Source organism: Rhodoluna sp. (assembly GCF_036721215.1).
GTDB lineage: Bacteria > Actinomycetota > Actinomycetes > Actinomycetales > Microbacteriaceae > Rhodoluna.
The window spans coordinates 482,780-498,256 of sequence record NZ_DAIMLM010000001.1 but is presented as its reverse complement, the minus strand read 5'-3'; the positions used below and the strand labels follow the sequence as shown (position 1 = coordinate 498,256).

General features: G+C 49.5%; 12 protein-coding genes. 3 read left to right on the top strand and 9 right to left on the bottom strand.

Going from position 1 to position 15,477, the window contains the following annotated elements:
- The first annotated feature begins 69 nt into the window (after positions 1-69).
- Positions 70-1,470 (top strand): cytochrome P450, encoded by a 1,401-nt coding sequence (locus tag AC9UCN_RS02525; protein WP_509523399.1) that lies wholly within the window; start codon positions 70-72, stop codon positions 1,468-1,470.
- Between the two features lie 27 nt (positions 1,471-1,497).
- Here AC9UCN_RS02525 and AC9UCN_RS02520 read toward each other — a convergent pair whose 3' ends face one another.
- From AC9UCN_RS02520 to AC9UCN_RS02505, 4 genes are all read right to left on the bottom strand, one after another.
- Entirely contained in the window at positions 1,498-1,617 is a 120-nt protein-coding gene (locus AC9UCN_RS02520) for a DUF8730 family Cys-rich protein (protein ID WP_509523397.1), read from the bottom strand.
- Between the two features lie 116 nt (positions 1,618-1,733).
- Complete coding sequence (locus AC9UCN_RS02515) at positions 1,734-4,814, bottom strand: type I restriction endonuclease subunit R (RefSeq protein WP_509523395.1); 3,081 nt, start codon at positions 4,812-4,814, stop codon at positions 1,734-1,736.
- Positions 4,801-5,943: a restriction endonuclease subunit S gene (locus AC9UCN_RS02510; RefSeq protein ID WP_509523393.1), complete on the bottom strand. Its 1,143-nt coding sequence runs from the start codon at positions 5,941-5,943 to the stop codon at positions 4,801-4,803. The genes AC9UCN_RS02515 and AC9UCN_RS02510 overlap by 14 nt, the downstream gene beginning before the upstream one ends.
- Before the next feature lie 140 nt (positions 5,944-6,083).
- Positions 6,084-8,033, bottom strand: coding sequence for a type I restriction-modification system subunit M (locus AC9UCN_RS02505; RefSeq protein WP_509523391.1), 1,950 nt, complete (start codon positions 8,031-8,033; stop codon positions 6,084-6,086).
- A 132-nt stretch (positions 8,034-8,165) separates the two neighbouring features.
- Between AC9UCN_RS02505 and AC9UCN_RS02500 the strand changes: the two genes are divergently transcribed.
- Together AC9UCN_RS02500 and AC9UCN_RS02495 are read left to right on the top strand one after the other, a co-directional pair.
- Positions 8,166-9,089, top strand: a complete 924-nt coding sequence (locus tag AC9UCN_RS02500) for a restriction endonuclease (RefSeq protein ID WP_509523389.1) — start codon at positions 8,166-8,168, stop codon at positions 9,087-9,089.
- Positions 9,090-9,177: 88 nt separating this feature from the next.
- Entirely contained in the window at positions 9,178-9,711 is a 534-nt protein-coding gene (locus tag AC9UCN_RS02495) for a hypothetical protein (protein WP_509523387.1), read from the top strand.
- Here the strand turns inward: AC9UCN_RS02495 and iolD are convergent.
- The 5 genes from iolD to iolC are packed head-to-tail and all read right to left on the bottom strand — an operon-like array spanning position 9,708 to position 15,459.
- Positions 9,708-11,558, bottom strand: coding sequence for a 3D-(3,5/4)-trihydroxycyclohexane-1,2-dione acylhydrolase (decyclizing) (iolD, locus tag AC9UCN_RS02490; protein ID WP_509523386.1), 1,851 nt, complete (start codon positions 11,556-11,558; stop codon positions 9,708-9,710). The two genes, AC9UCN_RS02495 and iolD, sit on opposite strands and share 4 nt — an antisense overlap.
- Positions 11,559-12,734: a Gfo/Idh/MocA family protein gene (locus AC9UCN_RS02485; RefSeq protein ID WP_509523385.1), complete on the bottom strand. Its 1,176-nt coding sequence runs from the start codon at positions 12,732-12,734 to the stop codon at positions 11,559-11,561. It abuts the gene before it with no gap.
- 3 nt (positions 12,735-12,737) lie between these two features.
- On the bottom strand, positions 12,738-13,625 hold the full coding sequence (iolB, locus tag AC9UCN_RS02480; protein WP_509523384.1) for a 5-deoxy-glucuronate isomerase: 888 nt from the start codon (positions 13,623-13,625) through the stop codon (positions 12,738-12,740).
- The gene (locus AC9UCN_RS02475) at positions 13,625-14,530 is read right to left on the bottom strand and encodes a Cgl0159 family (beta/alpha)8-fold protein (RefSeq protein ID WP_509523383.1); all 906 of its coding nucleotides are present in this window, start codon (positions 14,528-14,530) and stop codon (positions 13,625-13,627) included. The genes iolB and AC9UCN_RS02475 overlap by 1 nt, the downstream gene beginning before the upstream one ends.
- Positions 14,530-15,459 (bottom strand): 5-dehydro-2-deoxygluconokinase, encoded by a 930-nt coding sequence (iolC, locus tag AC9UCN_RS02470; RefSeq protein ID WP_509523656.1) that lies wholly within the window; start codon positions 15,457-15,459, stop codon positions 14,530-14,532. The genes AC9UCN_RS02475 and iolC overlap by 1 nt, the downstream gene beginning before the upstream one ends.
- Between the last annotated feature and the right edge of the window lie 18 nt (positions 15,460-15,477).

Here is a 15,477-nt window from a genome sequence, read left to right as displayed (position 1 = left end):
CTAAAGGGAGCAATTAACCATTCCTATAGCCCAAACCTGATTACACTAAAACACCATAGGGAGGCCCAAATGGCAAGACCATACACAGCAGAGCGCCCAGTCGAATACCCCGCTAAACCCAAAGCCATCAGATCTAAAAAGGGTCTAACCAATCTCCCCAAAGGTCCAAACTCCCTTGGCGGTCTTCTAACCCTAAAGTTTCTAAGCGACACCCCTAAGTTCTTACTAGATCTTCAAAACAAGTACGGGGACACCGCCTCCTTCTTTCTAGGAGGCGAGCTGTTCATTGCCTTCTTTGGCCCCGAAGGAGTAACCGACGTCCTAGTAAAAAAGCAGCACTCCTTCGTCAAAGGCGTGGGCTTTGAGCGCATGCATAAGGTCCTGGGCAAAGGCTTACTAACAAACGAAGAGCCAGTGCATCTTCGGCACCGCCGAATGATGCAACCGCCCTTTCACCACGGGCAACTAAATGACTACGCCCTAAACATGAGATCAATAACCAAAGATCACATAGCCAACTGGCAACTGGGCCAAGAAGTCTCAGCAAATGAAGAAATGATGAGACTTACCTTCCAGATTGTTGCCAGGTTACTGTTCTCAACCGATATAGATAAGTACGCCGAAGGCGTGCAACACCACATGGGTGTTGCAATAGACCGCATCGAGCGAACCATGCTGCCAGGCCTAGACCGGTTCGATGAGAGTCCACTTCCCTACTTCAAAAAGTTCAAGGAATCAGCCGAGTATCTAGCTGATGTAGCAGAGGACATCATCTCGGAGCGGGTAGCAAGTGGAACCCACGGCACAGACTTACTTGGCCTATTACTTGACGCCAGAGACGATGAAAACCAAGCCCTCAGCCACGATGATGTAAGAGATGAAACCCTAACGCTTATTCTTTCTGGCCACGAAACAACAGCCAACGTAATGACCTGGGCTCTTTCCTATCTTCGAGACCGCGATGATCTCTGGGAAAAGCTAAAACAAGAAGCAGACCAATACTTACCCGATGACTCACCACCTGAAATACGACAGATTCTTTCAGCCCCAACAGCCAAAGCCATCTTCCAAGAAGCCCTAAGACTTGCCCCACCGGTGTGGGTGTCCCCAAGACGTGCCATCGAAGATGTTGAGGTAGCAGGAGTTAAAGTTCCCAAAGGAGCACACGTTCTAGTTAGCCAATACGCCAGCCACCGCAACAAAAACTTCTTTCCAGACCCAGATAAGTTCCAACCAGAGCGCTGGGCCAACGACTTTGAAGATTCCCTGCCTAGAAGTGCTTACTTTCCCTTCCTAGCCGGAACCAGAAAGTGTCTAGGGGATCAGTTTGCCCTTCTAGAAGCGCACATCATCTTGCTCGAGATGGCAAGAACCAAAAGACCAAAACCAATAGATGCCAAGCTCCCCATAGCAGAACCAAGAGCAACCTTTAGACCCAAAGGCGGGGTTCCCTCGCTTGTTGTTGGCTAAAGCCAACAACAAGCCAAGGCAACAAAGTTATTTGTTGCAGGTGCAAAGCTGCTCTGCTGGGTATCCAGCAAGAGCTTCTTCGATGTGCTGGCCACAACCAGACCAAGTGATCTTGTTGCAGCTAGAGCAAAGAGCTGGTGAACACATATGGATCTCCTCAATAAGTAGTGATTTACCTAGAAGATATTGTATACCCTGGGGGGTATAAGGGCAAGCTGAAGACAACTAAGCCAAGCCATTCTGAACTGGTTTCGGTCATTGGGCTAGTCATTTATTAGTGCGTAAACAGCTTTACCAATGACCCTAAGGAACTCTTCGGTGCGGGCTTGTGATCTGAGGATCTGATCCGAAGCGTCGTCAGAGTCCTTTTTTAAGCCAATGAGAGCTCTCACCACTGCATCGCTCAGGTCAGGACTACCAACGAATTGGTCCTCTGTATTGGCCTTAGCCTGAGCCACAACCTGGTCATTCGCCAGCAGTCGCTGATTCACAGACTCGACAATGATCTTTCCTGAAACACTCGAGCCGTCGGAAAAGTCAACTAGCTCATTTACTTTTGAAATTGCCTCCTCCAGAAGTACTAACTTCGGGTCTCTGGCCTCGTGACCGCCGATAGCCGAGAAAGGAGTAAGTGCGCCCTCTTCTCCCAAGATCATGCTGGTTTTGGACTGCTCGATGATTTGGTATCGAACAAGTTCTATCTCACTAAGGTCGATGTAGGACTCGGGAGCAGAATCTGCAATCACCTTGTCGAGCTGCTTCAAGAAGATGTAAAGGCGCTCAAGCTCTGTATCTGCATAGTCATAGACCTGGGATAGGAAGCCATAAGCCTTGATGTATGAAGTGACTGTCTTTCTGAAGTCATCTAACTTATCCACTTCGGCTCCATCCTTCTCGGTCCTAGCGGCATTGAGTTGAGACTTGAACGTGTCCCTGGGTTTTGCAAGAGCAGCTGTCAATGCATTGTTGCCCTTGTCTTTCTTCGTTGTGGTTATCAGATCGCTGACGCGATTCACATCATCCCGATCGTAGATTCCAGCAGAATCAAGCTTTCGCTCCAAGTCAACGACTATGTTCCGATCTGTAATCTCCGTGAGCTCAGCGGTTCGGTAGTAAGGCAAAAACGAAAGCCGTATTTCCTCAGGATCATTGACAAAGTCAAGGATGTAAGTGGTGTCCTTACCGGTCGCAGTTCTATTTAACCTAGAAAGAGTTTGAACCGCGCTCACACCGCTTAGTCTCTTGTCTACATACATTGCAGATAGCAAAGGCTGGTCGAAGCCGGTCTGATACTTATTGGCAACAAGCAGAACTTGATACTCATCGGTCTTGAAGGCTTCAGGGATACTTCGGCGCTTCAAACCAGGGTTCATGTTCAGTTCATTGAAGGCACTTGGCCCAGACTCCGGGTCCTCAACTTCTCCAGAAAAGGCAACCAGGGCCCGCACGTCCTTGTATTTCTTGTCATTCACGTAGCGATCAAAGGCGAGCTTGTAACGAACCGCTTCCTTACGGGAGCCTGTAACCACCATGGCTTTAGCCTTGCCACCTAGCAAATTGGCAACAGAGGAACGGAAGTGCTCAATGATTATCGAAACTTTGGACTCGATGTTTGTGGGATGAAGTCTTAGCCAGTGCATTAATTCTTTGACGGCTTCTGACTGATCAACTAGAGGAGCGTCGGAGTCATACTCTTGGCCGTTGTGGGCTAGGCGGAAAGCAACTTTGTATGGGGTGTAGTTCTGAAGCACATCCAGAATAAACTTTTCTTCAATTGCCTGCTGCATTGTGTATAGGTGGAACGGCTTTGGAGTGCCGTGCTCCCCCATGCGACCAAAGAGCTCTAGAGTCTTAGCTTTGGGGGTTGCCGTAAAAGCATAAAAGGACAAGTTTGTTGCGCTTGCCCGAGCCTCCATCTCAGCAAGCAAAGTAGCCTCAACGTCAATTTCTCCGCCATCATTCAAGTCTGATAGTTCGCTGTCGCTTAGGACAGCCCTTAGCTTGCTGGCTGTTGTTCCGGTTTGAGAAGAGTGGGCTTCGTCCGCAATGATGGCGAAGTTTTTACCCTGTTTCTCGCCCAGTTCATGTAGCTTGTCTAGAACGTAAGGGAAGGTCTGGATCGTCACCACAATTATTGGCTTGTTACCCTGGAGGGCCTCGACGAGTTGCTTGGACTTTGATTCTCCTCCACCCGTGATTGCAGCAACTACGCCCGTTTTGGCGTCAATTTGCTTTATCGCGCTTTGGAGCTGGTCATCCAGGACGGTTCTGTCAGTAATCACAATTACCGAATCAAAAACCTTCTTGCCCTCCTTGTGAAGAGTGGAGAGCTGATGGGCTAGCCATGCGATGGAATTTGTTTTACCTGAACCAGCTGAGTGCTGAATGAGATACCGGCTTCCCGGGCCGTCAGCTTTAGCTGCATCAATGAGGGAAGTCACTGCACTCCACTGGTGAAAACGCGGGAATAGCAAGGTCTCCTTGACCTGCTTCTCTCCAGTCACTGGGTCAGTTTGCTGAATTCTCTCAAGGTGCATAAAGCGCCCAAGAATTCCAAGCCAAGTGTCTTTATGCCAGATCTGCTCCCACATGTAAGCAGTAGGAGAGGTGTCGTCCCTGGAAGGATTGCCCATACCACCGTTATTACCCATATTGAAAGGTAGGAAATAGGTATCGTGACCAGCTAGCTTGGTGGTCATCTGAACCTCGTAGTTAGACATTGCAAAGTGAACCAGCGCTCGATGGCCAAAGGATAAAAGTGGCTCTCCCTTAGGGTCCCTATCCTGCTTGTACTGAGCAACAGCATCGTGAATTGATTGAGTGTGATCGGTTTTCAGCTCAACTGTTGCAACTGGGATACCGTTTAGAAACAGCACTAAGTCGATGCTGAAGTTGTGGTACTCACCATCCAGTCTTCTCTTATTCGAATAATGAACCTGCTGCATGACTCGAAGTCGGTTCTTTGCATAGCGATTGGTAGTTTCTGGGTTTAACCCATCAGCGGGTTGGAATTGACACATCTCAAACTTCGCAGGTGAAACCTTGAATCCTTTTCGAAGCACATCTAGAGTTCCACCGCCATTAGCCAGAGCTGAATCTAAGGTTTTAGCTAGCCTTCGAATCAAGTCTTCTTTGGCTTTTGCTTGGTGGTTGGCCGAATCAGTCGGTTTGACTACCTTGGCGTACTGCTCTGGCTGGCTTTGTTCAAGCCAGGCGAAAACATCTTCAGGGAATAGAGCTAGCTCACGGTTGTATCCCGAGTCGTTTGGGGAGTGCAGCCAGCCTCTGTTATTTAGCTCCGCACAAATCTCTTTTTCAAAGACGTACTCGTTATGAATTGCCACCTGCAAACCCCCTCACGTCTATCTTCCCGGTAACAACTTGGGTGATGAGTGCTTGACGGCGTTCGCTTAAAAGTTGAAGCGATAAGCGAACCTTTTCCAATAGAGAATCCAAGTGATCTACTTCCTTGGTGATGGTAAAGAGCAGATTCTCTAACTCTCTCGTTGGGGGCATGGGCATTCTAATGTTTCGAAGTTCAGAAAGAGAAAGGTTCTTTATGGTCGTTGACAGCGAGTTATCGTTTGCATATTGAAGTGCTATTTGCAGGGGGAAAAGTGCGTACTCAGCGACGGTTGGCTCCGTAAATCGGAGAGAAGCCAGCCTCTGATTTAATGCAGATCTGCTCTTACGCCAAACTATTGCCTTGTAATCTCCTGTCATGCCAAGGACCAAATCCCCTGGAGTTACCCAGACGTTTGAGGGCAGGCTAGAAGGCAAGCCTCGAACGAACACTGGTGATTTTTCTTTAGTCAAGTCGCTCATGCGGATTACAGGAATTTCCCCATCAAGCTCAAAGAGCTTAGAATCAAAAGAGTATCCAGGCTGTATCCTACAAATAGAGGCGACCCTCACAAGCCTCCAGTGACTGGGATATTTGCCCACCCACTCAACCCCAGAGTCCTTCATGGGTGCTTTTGAGTCGAGGCCCTTTGTCACTACCTGGGTAATTAGTGCCTGTCTGCGCTCAAGGAGTTTTTCAATCAACTGCTCCTGCTTGGAAATCAGGTGGTCTATTTGAGAGGTTTCTCTATCTAGATATTGGCGAATGTTTTCTTGTTCAGAAATAGGTGGCACAGGGAGCTTTTGTATTTTGAACTTTTCCCATGGGATAGATGCCCTGTGCTCAAGAATACCCGAGCCTAGGTTTTGTGCGTTGTCACGGAAAGATGTAGTTAAGAATATGTAACGGAGGTAACCTGGATCAGCGCGGGAAACATCAGGGCGAAGAACAAAATAGACTGTGCTGACTATTCCTTCATAATTGGACACCCCAAAGGATCCAATTCCAAAATTCATTGAATTGATAACAAAGTCACCTTTTTTGACTGTTTTGCTGTTTCCAAAGTCTGCAGGGGCCTTATTTCCCACATCCCCCTTCTCCGCATAAGGGATAATTCCCCTATTTGCCATAAGCGAAAGATAGGACTCAATGCCTAGATGTTTGTTCTTCTTCTTTGAATTTTCAAAAAGGAAGTCGAGGCGCTCACTTGTCCAATCCGTGGGTATCTCACCTAACCAACCTGCACCCGAATCTTGCATAGCCCTCATAACTACTTCTCCACCTCTTTGAGTAGCTCACTAATCTCACCAAGTAGCAGGTTGAGCTCTTTATCAATGTCGGCGAGTGGTCTGGGGGGAACATATTTATAGAAGTGTCTTGTGAAAGGAATTTCGTACCCAACTTTGTCTTTGTCTCTGTTGACCCAGTACTCAGCCAGATGTGGTTCGAGCTCAAGCTTGACATACTCCTCAATATCATGAGTCAGTGGAACATTTTCTGTATCACTTAGTTCGGGGTCAGGCATAGGATTACCTTTTTTGTCCAGAACAACCGGGGCTTCATCGTCTCGTTCGGCAAAATGCTTGACTAAGGTGTTCAGCTGCGCTGCAGCCAAGTCTTTGATTTCACCTAGAAGTGATTTGAGGTACGTGGAGAACTCCTCTTTATCTTTGTATTTCTGGTCTGAATTCTGTTTTTCCAGACTTTCCCTTATCTTGAGCCTGTCCTCGGGAGTTAACTTCCTAAGCGCAGCAATCTCGGATAATGTGAGGACCTTTTCCTCGCTTATGACCCAGCTTTGTCTGAGTGGTCGTTCGACCGTAATAGTGGTGTATCCAAAGTCTTCTGTATTAAAGATTTTGCTGTGCTCTCCTTCTTCGAACCCTTCGTAGAGCTTTACAATGTCTTCGATGTTTCTCTCAGAGAACTCAAGACGTTTGCTACCAATGTTTTTTCTGAGTTTTTGGTGGAATCCGGATCCATCGATCAGTTGAACTTTGTTTTTGCGCTCTTTCGGCTTGTCGTTGTCCAGGACCCAAACGTAAGTTGCGATCCCGGTGTTGTAGAACATGTCTTTGGGCATGGCGACAATTGCTTCGACTAGATCCATCTCGAGTAGCCACTTACGGATCTCGCTCTCGCCGCTGCCAGCAGCTCCAGTGAATAACGGGGATCCGTTCAGGACAATACCAATACGGCCGCCTCCTTCGGAGGCTGGCCTCATTTTGCTCACTAGGTGGAGCAGGAAAAGAAGGGATCCATCGCTAACTCGTGGGAGTCCTGGACCAAATCGGCCGCTGAATCCTTGTTGCTCGTGTTCTTTTGTTACTGCCTCCTGAGAAGCTTTCCACTCAACACCAAAGGGCGGGTTGGCTAGGCAGTAGTCAAACTTCTTGTCCCAGTGACCGTCTTCTTTCAAAGTGTCACCGAGAACCATGTTCTCAGCGTTCTGACCCTTAATGATCAGGTCAGTCTTGGAAACCGCATAAGAGGCTGCTCTGATTTCTTGACCGTAGAGGCTTAGTGACGCCTTGGGGTTTCGTGACCTGATGTACTCGTCGGCAATGGCGAGCATGCCTCCGGTTCCGGCTGTTGGGTCGTAAATGTGCCTAACGATTCCAGGTTTTGAGAGTATGTCGCCGTCTCTTGCGAAAAGGAGGTTCACAATCAATCGAACTACGTCTCTCGGTGTGAAGTACTCCCCGGCTTGTTCGTTGGCCGCCTCCATAGACCTGGAAATTAGGTTCTCGAAGACGTTTCCCATTTCGCTGTTGCTTACCTTGTCGGGATGTAAGTCAAGCTTTAGAAACTCTTGGGACACCAATAAAAGAAGGTCATACTCCTCGAGCTTCGCCAATTCGGCGTCAAACTCATACTTTTCAAATACGTCCCTGATGTTGGGTGAGAAACCGTTGATGTATGCCTGAAGATTTAGCCTTAACTGTGAAGGATCGCCTATGGCGGTTTTTAGGTCATACGGTGAGGTGTTGTAAAACTTGTAGCCGGAGGCGTCTTGCAGCAATACGTCTTTTGTTACGCCGTCAAGCTTCCTGCCTTTTGCCAGATCCAGAACCTTGGCCTTGGTTGCCTCAAGTGTGCAGTCAAGTCGCCGAAGAACTGCAAACGGCAAAATAACTTTCCCATAATCGGCTCTTCCATAGGGTCCTCGTAGCTTGTCAGCTACCGACCAAATGAAGCTTGCGTAGTTGAAATTCCCCAACTCGACCCCTATCTATCCAAATACCAAGACTAGCTAATGCCTAGGACATGAAGACACAGACGTTTTGTGGACTAGGTGTGGGTTGAGCCAGGGCTGTATTAGCCTTACCTCAGGATCAATTCAGGGGGCTAAATGTCAGAGACAGTCAGACGCAATTTACCGGTGTGGCACTACTTTTTACGATTCGTGCTAGAGGCTCTGGAATCAGGTAAAACAGTTCACAGAAGAGACTTGAAAACGCAAGCGGTAGAACTTGCCCCCCTTTCCGCCGAGCAAAGATCTTTGACATTTAACGATGGGCAAATAATTGCCGAGCACAGAGCTGGTTGGGCTATGAGTGCGCTAACCAGAGCTGGGTGTGTTGTTAAGCCAGAGCGAGGGTATTTCAAGATTAGTGATGCTGGGCGAGCGTTATTGGCCGCCCACCCAGGAATCATAAGTGACAAAGACTTGCGCAAACTGCCAGCCTGGAATGAGTATGAGCCTTCGAGGCGATCTAATTCGAAAACGACAGGTCTAGAAAACGAAACTGACACTGACGCTGATCCAATCGAAAGAATCTCTTCAGCCGTGGAGGAGATTGAGCAAGTAGTTGGAGCTGAACTTTTATCTAAGCTTCGCCTTGGAAGTCCTGAGTTCTTTGAACGCGCCGTGATTGAGCTTTTGAAGGCTATGGGATATGGAGGTGTTGATAAGAATGCTCGTCACACCGGAAAGAGTGGAGACGGTGGCATCGATGGAGTTCTCGATCAGGATGCATTGGGGTTAAACAGAGTTCACGTCCAGGCCAAGCGTTATGGGGAAGATAACACTATTGGCAGGCCTGATATTCAGCGTTTCGTTGGGGCCTTAGGAGATAGAGGGGCCTCACAAGGTGTTTTTGTCACAACAAGTAAGTTCAGCAGAGAGGCCACTGAAACTGCCGAGCGAGCTCGCGAGAAAATCGCATTGATTGACGGAAGTAAATTTGTTGAGCTCATGATCAAGTATCGCGTAGGGGTTCAAGTCCAAGAAACTCTGCATGTAGTCGAAATTGATGAGGATTTTTTCGAGTAGCTCCATATATTCCTTGCGAATCAATGGTGCCTTGCGCTTTTCAATTTGAAACAATAATTTTGTCAATTCCAGGGGTTACCATCTTTCTATGCCCTCTAACCCCAACCAGCTAATCGAGCTCAAGATAGCCGGCCGCTACCGGATGATTCCGGTGTGGGCTACCAAGCTCTCTTTTGAGGTTAGACCTGGGCAGAAGTTTGATGCCAGGGCCTGGAAGTTGTGGAAGCCATCGTTATTGTTACTCAACGAGATATCGAAGGCTGAAAAGATAAAGGTTTCTTGGGTAAGGATTCACTCTCACTTTGGTCTCAAGGGTGACATCCCCCACGCCATGGGCTGGTGGGATCACGAGCAAAAGGCTATGTTTCTTTGTCACTTTGACAAAGAAACCTTGCTTCATGAATTAGGCCACGCCCTAACTAGTGGTTATCACGGAGACCCTTGGGCCAAGGCAACAGCGAGACTGTATAAGAAGTATCTAAAGGGCAAAGTTCTCAAAGACGCCATGATCCAGTTGGCTCACTATTTGTCTGGAAGACGGGTATACAAAGCACTCTATGGAGAAAGAGCGCCGAAGGCTCCAGAACTACGGAGCCTTTGGAGAGGTTTGAAACCTAACTAAACCCCAGGCCTCTGATCCTTTAGACCCTTATCCATCTTTGCTCTAGCAGCTGTTACCTGTGATCTTTCAGAAACCTCAGGAACACCAACTTGCCAGAAGGCTCCGCCTTCTGTGAAGTCGGCAGCTCTGACCTTGGTGACAATTACTGCTGTTCTATCAGCAGCTCTTGCCTTAACCAGTGCTTCGGAGAATTCTCCAAGGGTTGTTACCTCGAAGGTAACTGCTCCCATGGATTCTGCGTGAGCCTTGAAGTTCACTCGGATATCAGAGCCTGTTCCAACAGAGTCTTTGAGCATATTGTTATAAGAAGCTCCACCTTGGCCTACCTGTAATCTTTCGATAACTGCGTAGCCTTCGTTGTCGCAGACAACAAGAATCATCTTGTGTCCAGACAACAAAGACGAGTAGATATCTGAGTTCATCATCAAGTAAGAACCGTCTCCAACCATGGAATAGACCTCATTGTTTGGCCTTGCCATAGCTGCTCCCCAGGCACCAGAGATCTCGTAGCCCATGCAGGAAAAGCCATACTCGCAGTCAAAGGTCGCAACGCCCTTGCTCATCCAGTTGATGTTTAGCTCCCCTGGCAATCCGCCAGCTGCGGTGAGGATGTAGTCTTCGGAACTAGCAGACTCGTGGACTAGCCCAACAAGCTGTGCGTAGCTCGGAGGCCAAACTCCGTCGTCGGCAGTTCTGCCGTCGACGAAGCTTTGCAAATCTACTCTTAGCTCACGAGATTTCTTGGTCCAAGATGCATCTGCGCTCCAACCAGAGAGTTCTACTGTTAGCTCAGTCAAGCTTTCTTTGGCATCGCCTACCAAAGGCAACGACTGGTGCTTGATGGCATCAAAGCGTGCCGCGTTGATGCCAACAAACTTGGTTTCTGGGTCAAACAGTGTCCAGGAGCCAGTAGTGAAGTCTTCCAATCTGGTGCCAACTGCTAGAACTACGTCAGCTCCACTAACTACCTCGTTGGCGGCTGCTGCACCAGTAACTCCAAGCGGTCCAGAGTAAAGCGGGTGGCTTGCAACAACTGAAGACTTACCAGCAACGGTTTCAACAACCGGAATGCCAAACTTCTCAGCAAAGTCAGCAAGCTCTTTTTCTGCTCTGGAGTAGTGAACACCACCACCTGCGATAATTACTGGTTTCTTGGCAGAGCGAATCAGCTTGGCAGCTTCTGCCAGCTGGTTGGTGTCTGGTCTTGGTCTTGCGATTTCGTGGATCTTGGTTTCAAAAAACGCCACCGGGTAGTCGTATGCCTCTGCGGTTACATCCTGAGGTAATCCAATAAATGCCGGTCCACAGTCAGCTGGATCAAGCATCGTGGAAACGGCTTGTGGCAGAGAGGAAAGAACCTGAGCTGGGTGAGTGATTCTGTCCCAGAACCTAGTCACTGGTTTGAATGAATCATTGACAGTAACACTCGGCATTCCAAAGTGCTCAACCTGCTGCAGCACTGGATCTGGAAGGCGTGATGTGAAGGTATCCCCTGCGATAAACAAGACAGGCAATCTGTTAGCCATCGCAACCCCTGCGGCGGTAACCATGTTGGTGGCTCCTGGTCCAACCGAAGAGGTAGCAACAAGGATCTGCTGACGCCTCGTGGCTTTGGCAAAAGCCGCTGCAGCAAGGCCCATGCCTTGCTCGTTTTGGCCTCGATAGGTTGGCAGTTCATCGCGATGCATCTCTAGAGCGTGGCCAAGGCTGGTCACGTTACCGTGACCGAAGATTCCCATGACTCCTGGAAAAAGTGGCACGTTCTTGCCATCGACCATGATGCGCTGAGCAATTAGGTATCTAACAATTGCTTCAGCGGTAGTTATTCTTACGGTCTTGATTGCCAATTAGCTTGCCTTTCCTAGGTCTTTGACGCTCTCCCAGGTTCTGGAGGTCCAGGAATCAATAAGAGCCTGCTGAACGCTGACTACGTCAACTGCTTCTTTGAAGCTTGGGCTAAAGGCCTTGCCTGTTGCCATTGACTCCAAGAAGGAATAGTCCTCAATGGCAACAAAGTCCTCCAAGCCGATGGAGTTTGCTTGTCCAGGAACGAAGTTGGCGTGGAATGGGAACCTGTCTCCGCCGTATATGGTGGTGTATCCAGAACTTAGGTCATCGGTTAGCTTGTAGTACTGCATCTCATTTAGCTTCTCTAGGTTCCAGCTAAGTGCTCCCTTGGTTCCATAAACCTCAAAGGCGTTCTGGCTTTCAGGACCAACAACAGTTCGGCTTACCTCAAAGGTTCCAGTGGCTCCGTTTTTAAATCTGCAGAGCATCGAAGCGAAGTCTTCGTTTTCAACGTCTCCCTTAGGATCTTCTGGCTTGCCTCGGCCGTAGTGACCTGCGGCACCTGTTGCTATTGGGCGCTTTTTGATTGTGGTGTTTTCCATACCGATAACTTCTTCGATGTCGCCGATTAGGAACTGCGCCATAGAAACGGAGTGGCTAAGGATGTCACTGGTGACACCGTAGCCTGCCTGGCCCATTAAAAAGCGCCAGGTTAGAAGCCCCATCTCGTCGCTTCCATACATCGAGAAGAAGCGGCCGCGGTAGTGAGTGATCTCACCTAGCGCACCCGAAGCAATTAGATTCTTCGCGTGCAATACCAGTGGCGCCCAGAGGTAGTTGTATCCAACACCGGTAGCAACCCCTGCTTTCTTGGCGGCCTGGAAGGCCGCTACTGTTTGCTCTGGCTTTCCTCCAATTGGCTTTTCGCTAAAGACGGCTTTACCTGCAGCGGTCGCAGCCTCAATCATTGGTACGTGCAGCATGTTTGGCGCGGTTACCCAAACAGCGTCAACATCTGGGGAGTTGATGGCATCTTGCCAGTTCTCCACTGAGCGTTCGAAGCCAAAGTCGTTGACTGCGCGGTCACGTCTTGAGGCCTCAGTATCTGCACAAACTACTAGCTTCGGGTCAAAGGAACGCTTTGGGAAAAGGGAAGGGATGCGGAGCATGGATCTGGAGTGTGCCTCGCCCATCCAGCCAAGGCCTAGGACGGCAATACCAATACGTTGGTTCATGATTTATCTCTTTCTTGGGGTGGCGGAGGTCCAAGGAAGTCTTGGATCTTGGGTTTGGGTCTTCCAGTTCTCGCGAATCCAGTGCTTATCTGGGTCATCGCAAAAAGCCATTGTGCGTTCTTCTGCAGGACCAGCCAGCACATTCAAGAAGTACATGGGGTATTCCGGGGTGGCGCTAGTTGGCCCATGGTATCCCTCGGGAACAACGTAGAGGTCACCGTCTTTGATGGTTAGAGTTTCGTCAACAGAACCGGAAACCGTATACATGTGAAACAGGCCAACACCCTCTTGGTCTCCGTGGGGCAATTCGTTTTTGCCAATGCGGAAATAATAAATCTCTTCATTGTTGGCCACGCAGCCATCGATACCATCGTGGCGGTGCGGTGGCCAAGAAGACACATTGCCTCCTGGGGTAATTACTTCACAGACGCTGATCTTGTGAGCTGCGTGGAAAGAATCTGGCGTTGCGTAATTGGTGACCTGCCTAGAGGCAGAACCCGCACCCCTTACTTCCACCACAACATCACTGGCTTTGGTGTAAACAACGGGGAAGACTTCGGTAGCTCGTGCGGTGCAGATGGCAACCTCGCCACTAGCACCACTAAGAGTGATCTTTGAGCCAACCGGTGCGTAGATCCAGTCCGAAACTTGAGCGAAAACTCCCTCGCGACCAGCAAGAGTGAACTCTTCACCGTTTACGGTGACCGTGACATCCCTCGCGGATAGCGAAAGGATTACTCCCTCTTCACCCGATAGCTCAGTACTGTAAGTTTTTCCGGGAGCTAGCGTTGCGACCTGCAACCCGCTGTATTGCCAGCCAGCTTGCTCTGGAGAAATAGAAACTTCGGTTGTTGCGGTAGCAAGGCTGCCGTTGGGGTAGTACCAGCTCATTAGTTTCCTCCAGCGGGGGTTGGTCTTACTACTTGCCCAGCACGTCTAACAGCACTCTCGGAATCTCCGTTGACTGGATACAGCAAGGATCTTCCTGCAACCAAACCTCGAACATTTGGCTCTTTCATTCCTGCGATCCAGCGGTTGAAAAGCTCGTCTGGGTTTGATTCCGGTTCTCCGCCAAGCATCAAAACAGGCAACGAGGTAGCTCCCGCTACCTGTGACATCCGGTCGGTAGCTGGAACCTTGAGCCAAGAATAAGCAGAGCTAGCTCCAAGGCCAGAGGCTATGGCTACTACCTTGATAAGAGCCTCGTCCGAGTCGTCCAGAATGGCCATGCCTTCAGCGTTCTTTTTGTAAGGCAGCGGCTCAATCATGGCCATTAGCTTCCGATCAGCTAGTTGGGTGGTTAGCGCTGCCACGGTTTCAATAGTTCTGGCTACCGAGGGGTCACTGTAATCAATGCGGATAAGCGTCTTACCGCCATCAAGGCCCATGGACTCGATATGTTCAGCATCATAAGAAGTTAGCCGGTCATCTAGTTCCCATTTAGCGCCGATGATGCCACCGCGGTTCATGGTGCCAATAGCTAACTTGTTGTCTAGCGCTCCAAGAAAAGCAAGCTCTTCCAAGATATCCGCGCTGGCAAGTACGCCATCTACTTCTGGAAGTGCGAGGCAGCGGGTAAGTCGATCCAACAGGGTATACCTATCGGACATGGCAATTGGATCAAGACCCAAGGAAATCTTTCCGCGTGCGGTGTGATCGGCCGCAAGAATCAATAAGTTGCCGTCTTTGGTTCTTAGTTTTCTGCGGCGACGACCAACTAGGGTTTTCTGCAATGACGCCGGTTCGAAAACACGGGCATCAAGCAGCCCTTGGTACTTTTCTCTATCTAGACTCATCAGGCACCTTCCAGAATCAAATCTAGCTCGCTAAGAGATGGCATTGCATCTGCGCAGGTCAACCTGGTCGAAACCAGTGCTCCAGCTGCGTTAGCAAAGCGTCCCATTTGTTCTAAGCCCCAGCCCTGCAGGACTCCATAGCAAAGCGCTCCCCCAAAAGCATCGCCTGCCCCAAGGCCGCAGACGACCTCAACAGGAGTGGGTGCAATTCTTACTCGCTCAGAAGCGGTGGCAAGTAGCACACCATCGGCACCGAGTTTGATAACTGCCAGCTTTACTCCAAGAGCAAGCAGTGCATCTGCCGCTTCGTTTTCATCATTGCTACCCAGAGCAACTTCGCACTCCTGCAAATTGCCAACGACGATTGTTGCAAGAGAAATGCTCTCTTGAGCTTTTGCCTTTGCAGCTTCTTTGCTAGCCCAAAGGGTAGCTCGGTAGTCAAGATCGACGATGGTGTGCTGGGAAGGGTTTCTTAGCTTCATCCAAGAAAGCGCTGCCTCGGCGGCTGTGCCAACCGCGAGGGCGCTTTGGCTGATCCAGAGAATCTGGACCTCTTTGATGGCAGCTTCTGGGATATCAGAGGCCAAAAGGGTGGTGTCTGGGGCTTGGTTTCGGTAGAAGGCAATGGTTGGAGTTTCCGGTGGAGTCAGGGCTGCAAAGGCAAGTGGGGTCTGGGATCCGGCCTGGGTAAAGACGTAATCGGTAGCTACCCCAAAGCCAGATAGCTTGTTTCGGACATACTCTCCGAACCCGTCCTCGCCAACCTTGGTGGCCAGGGCTGCCTTGAGTCCTAGCCTTGCTGCGGCAACCGCCACATTGGTTGGGGATCCACCGATTGATTTTTGAAAGGTTTGCTGGCCATCGAATCCGATGTTTGCTTCCTGAGCGTAGAGATCAACACTCACCCGACCTACGCTCAGAACATCCATTTTGATTACTTGTTCTTC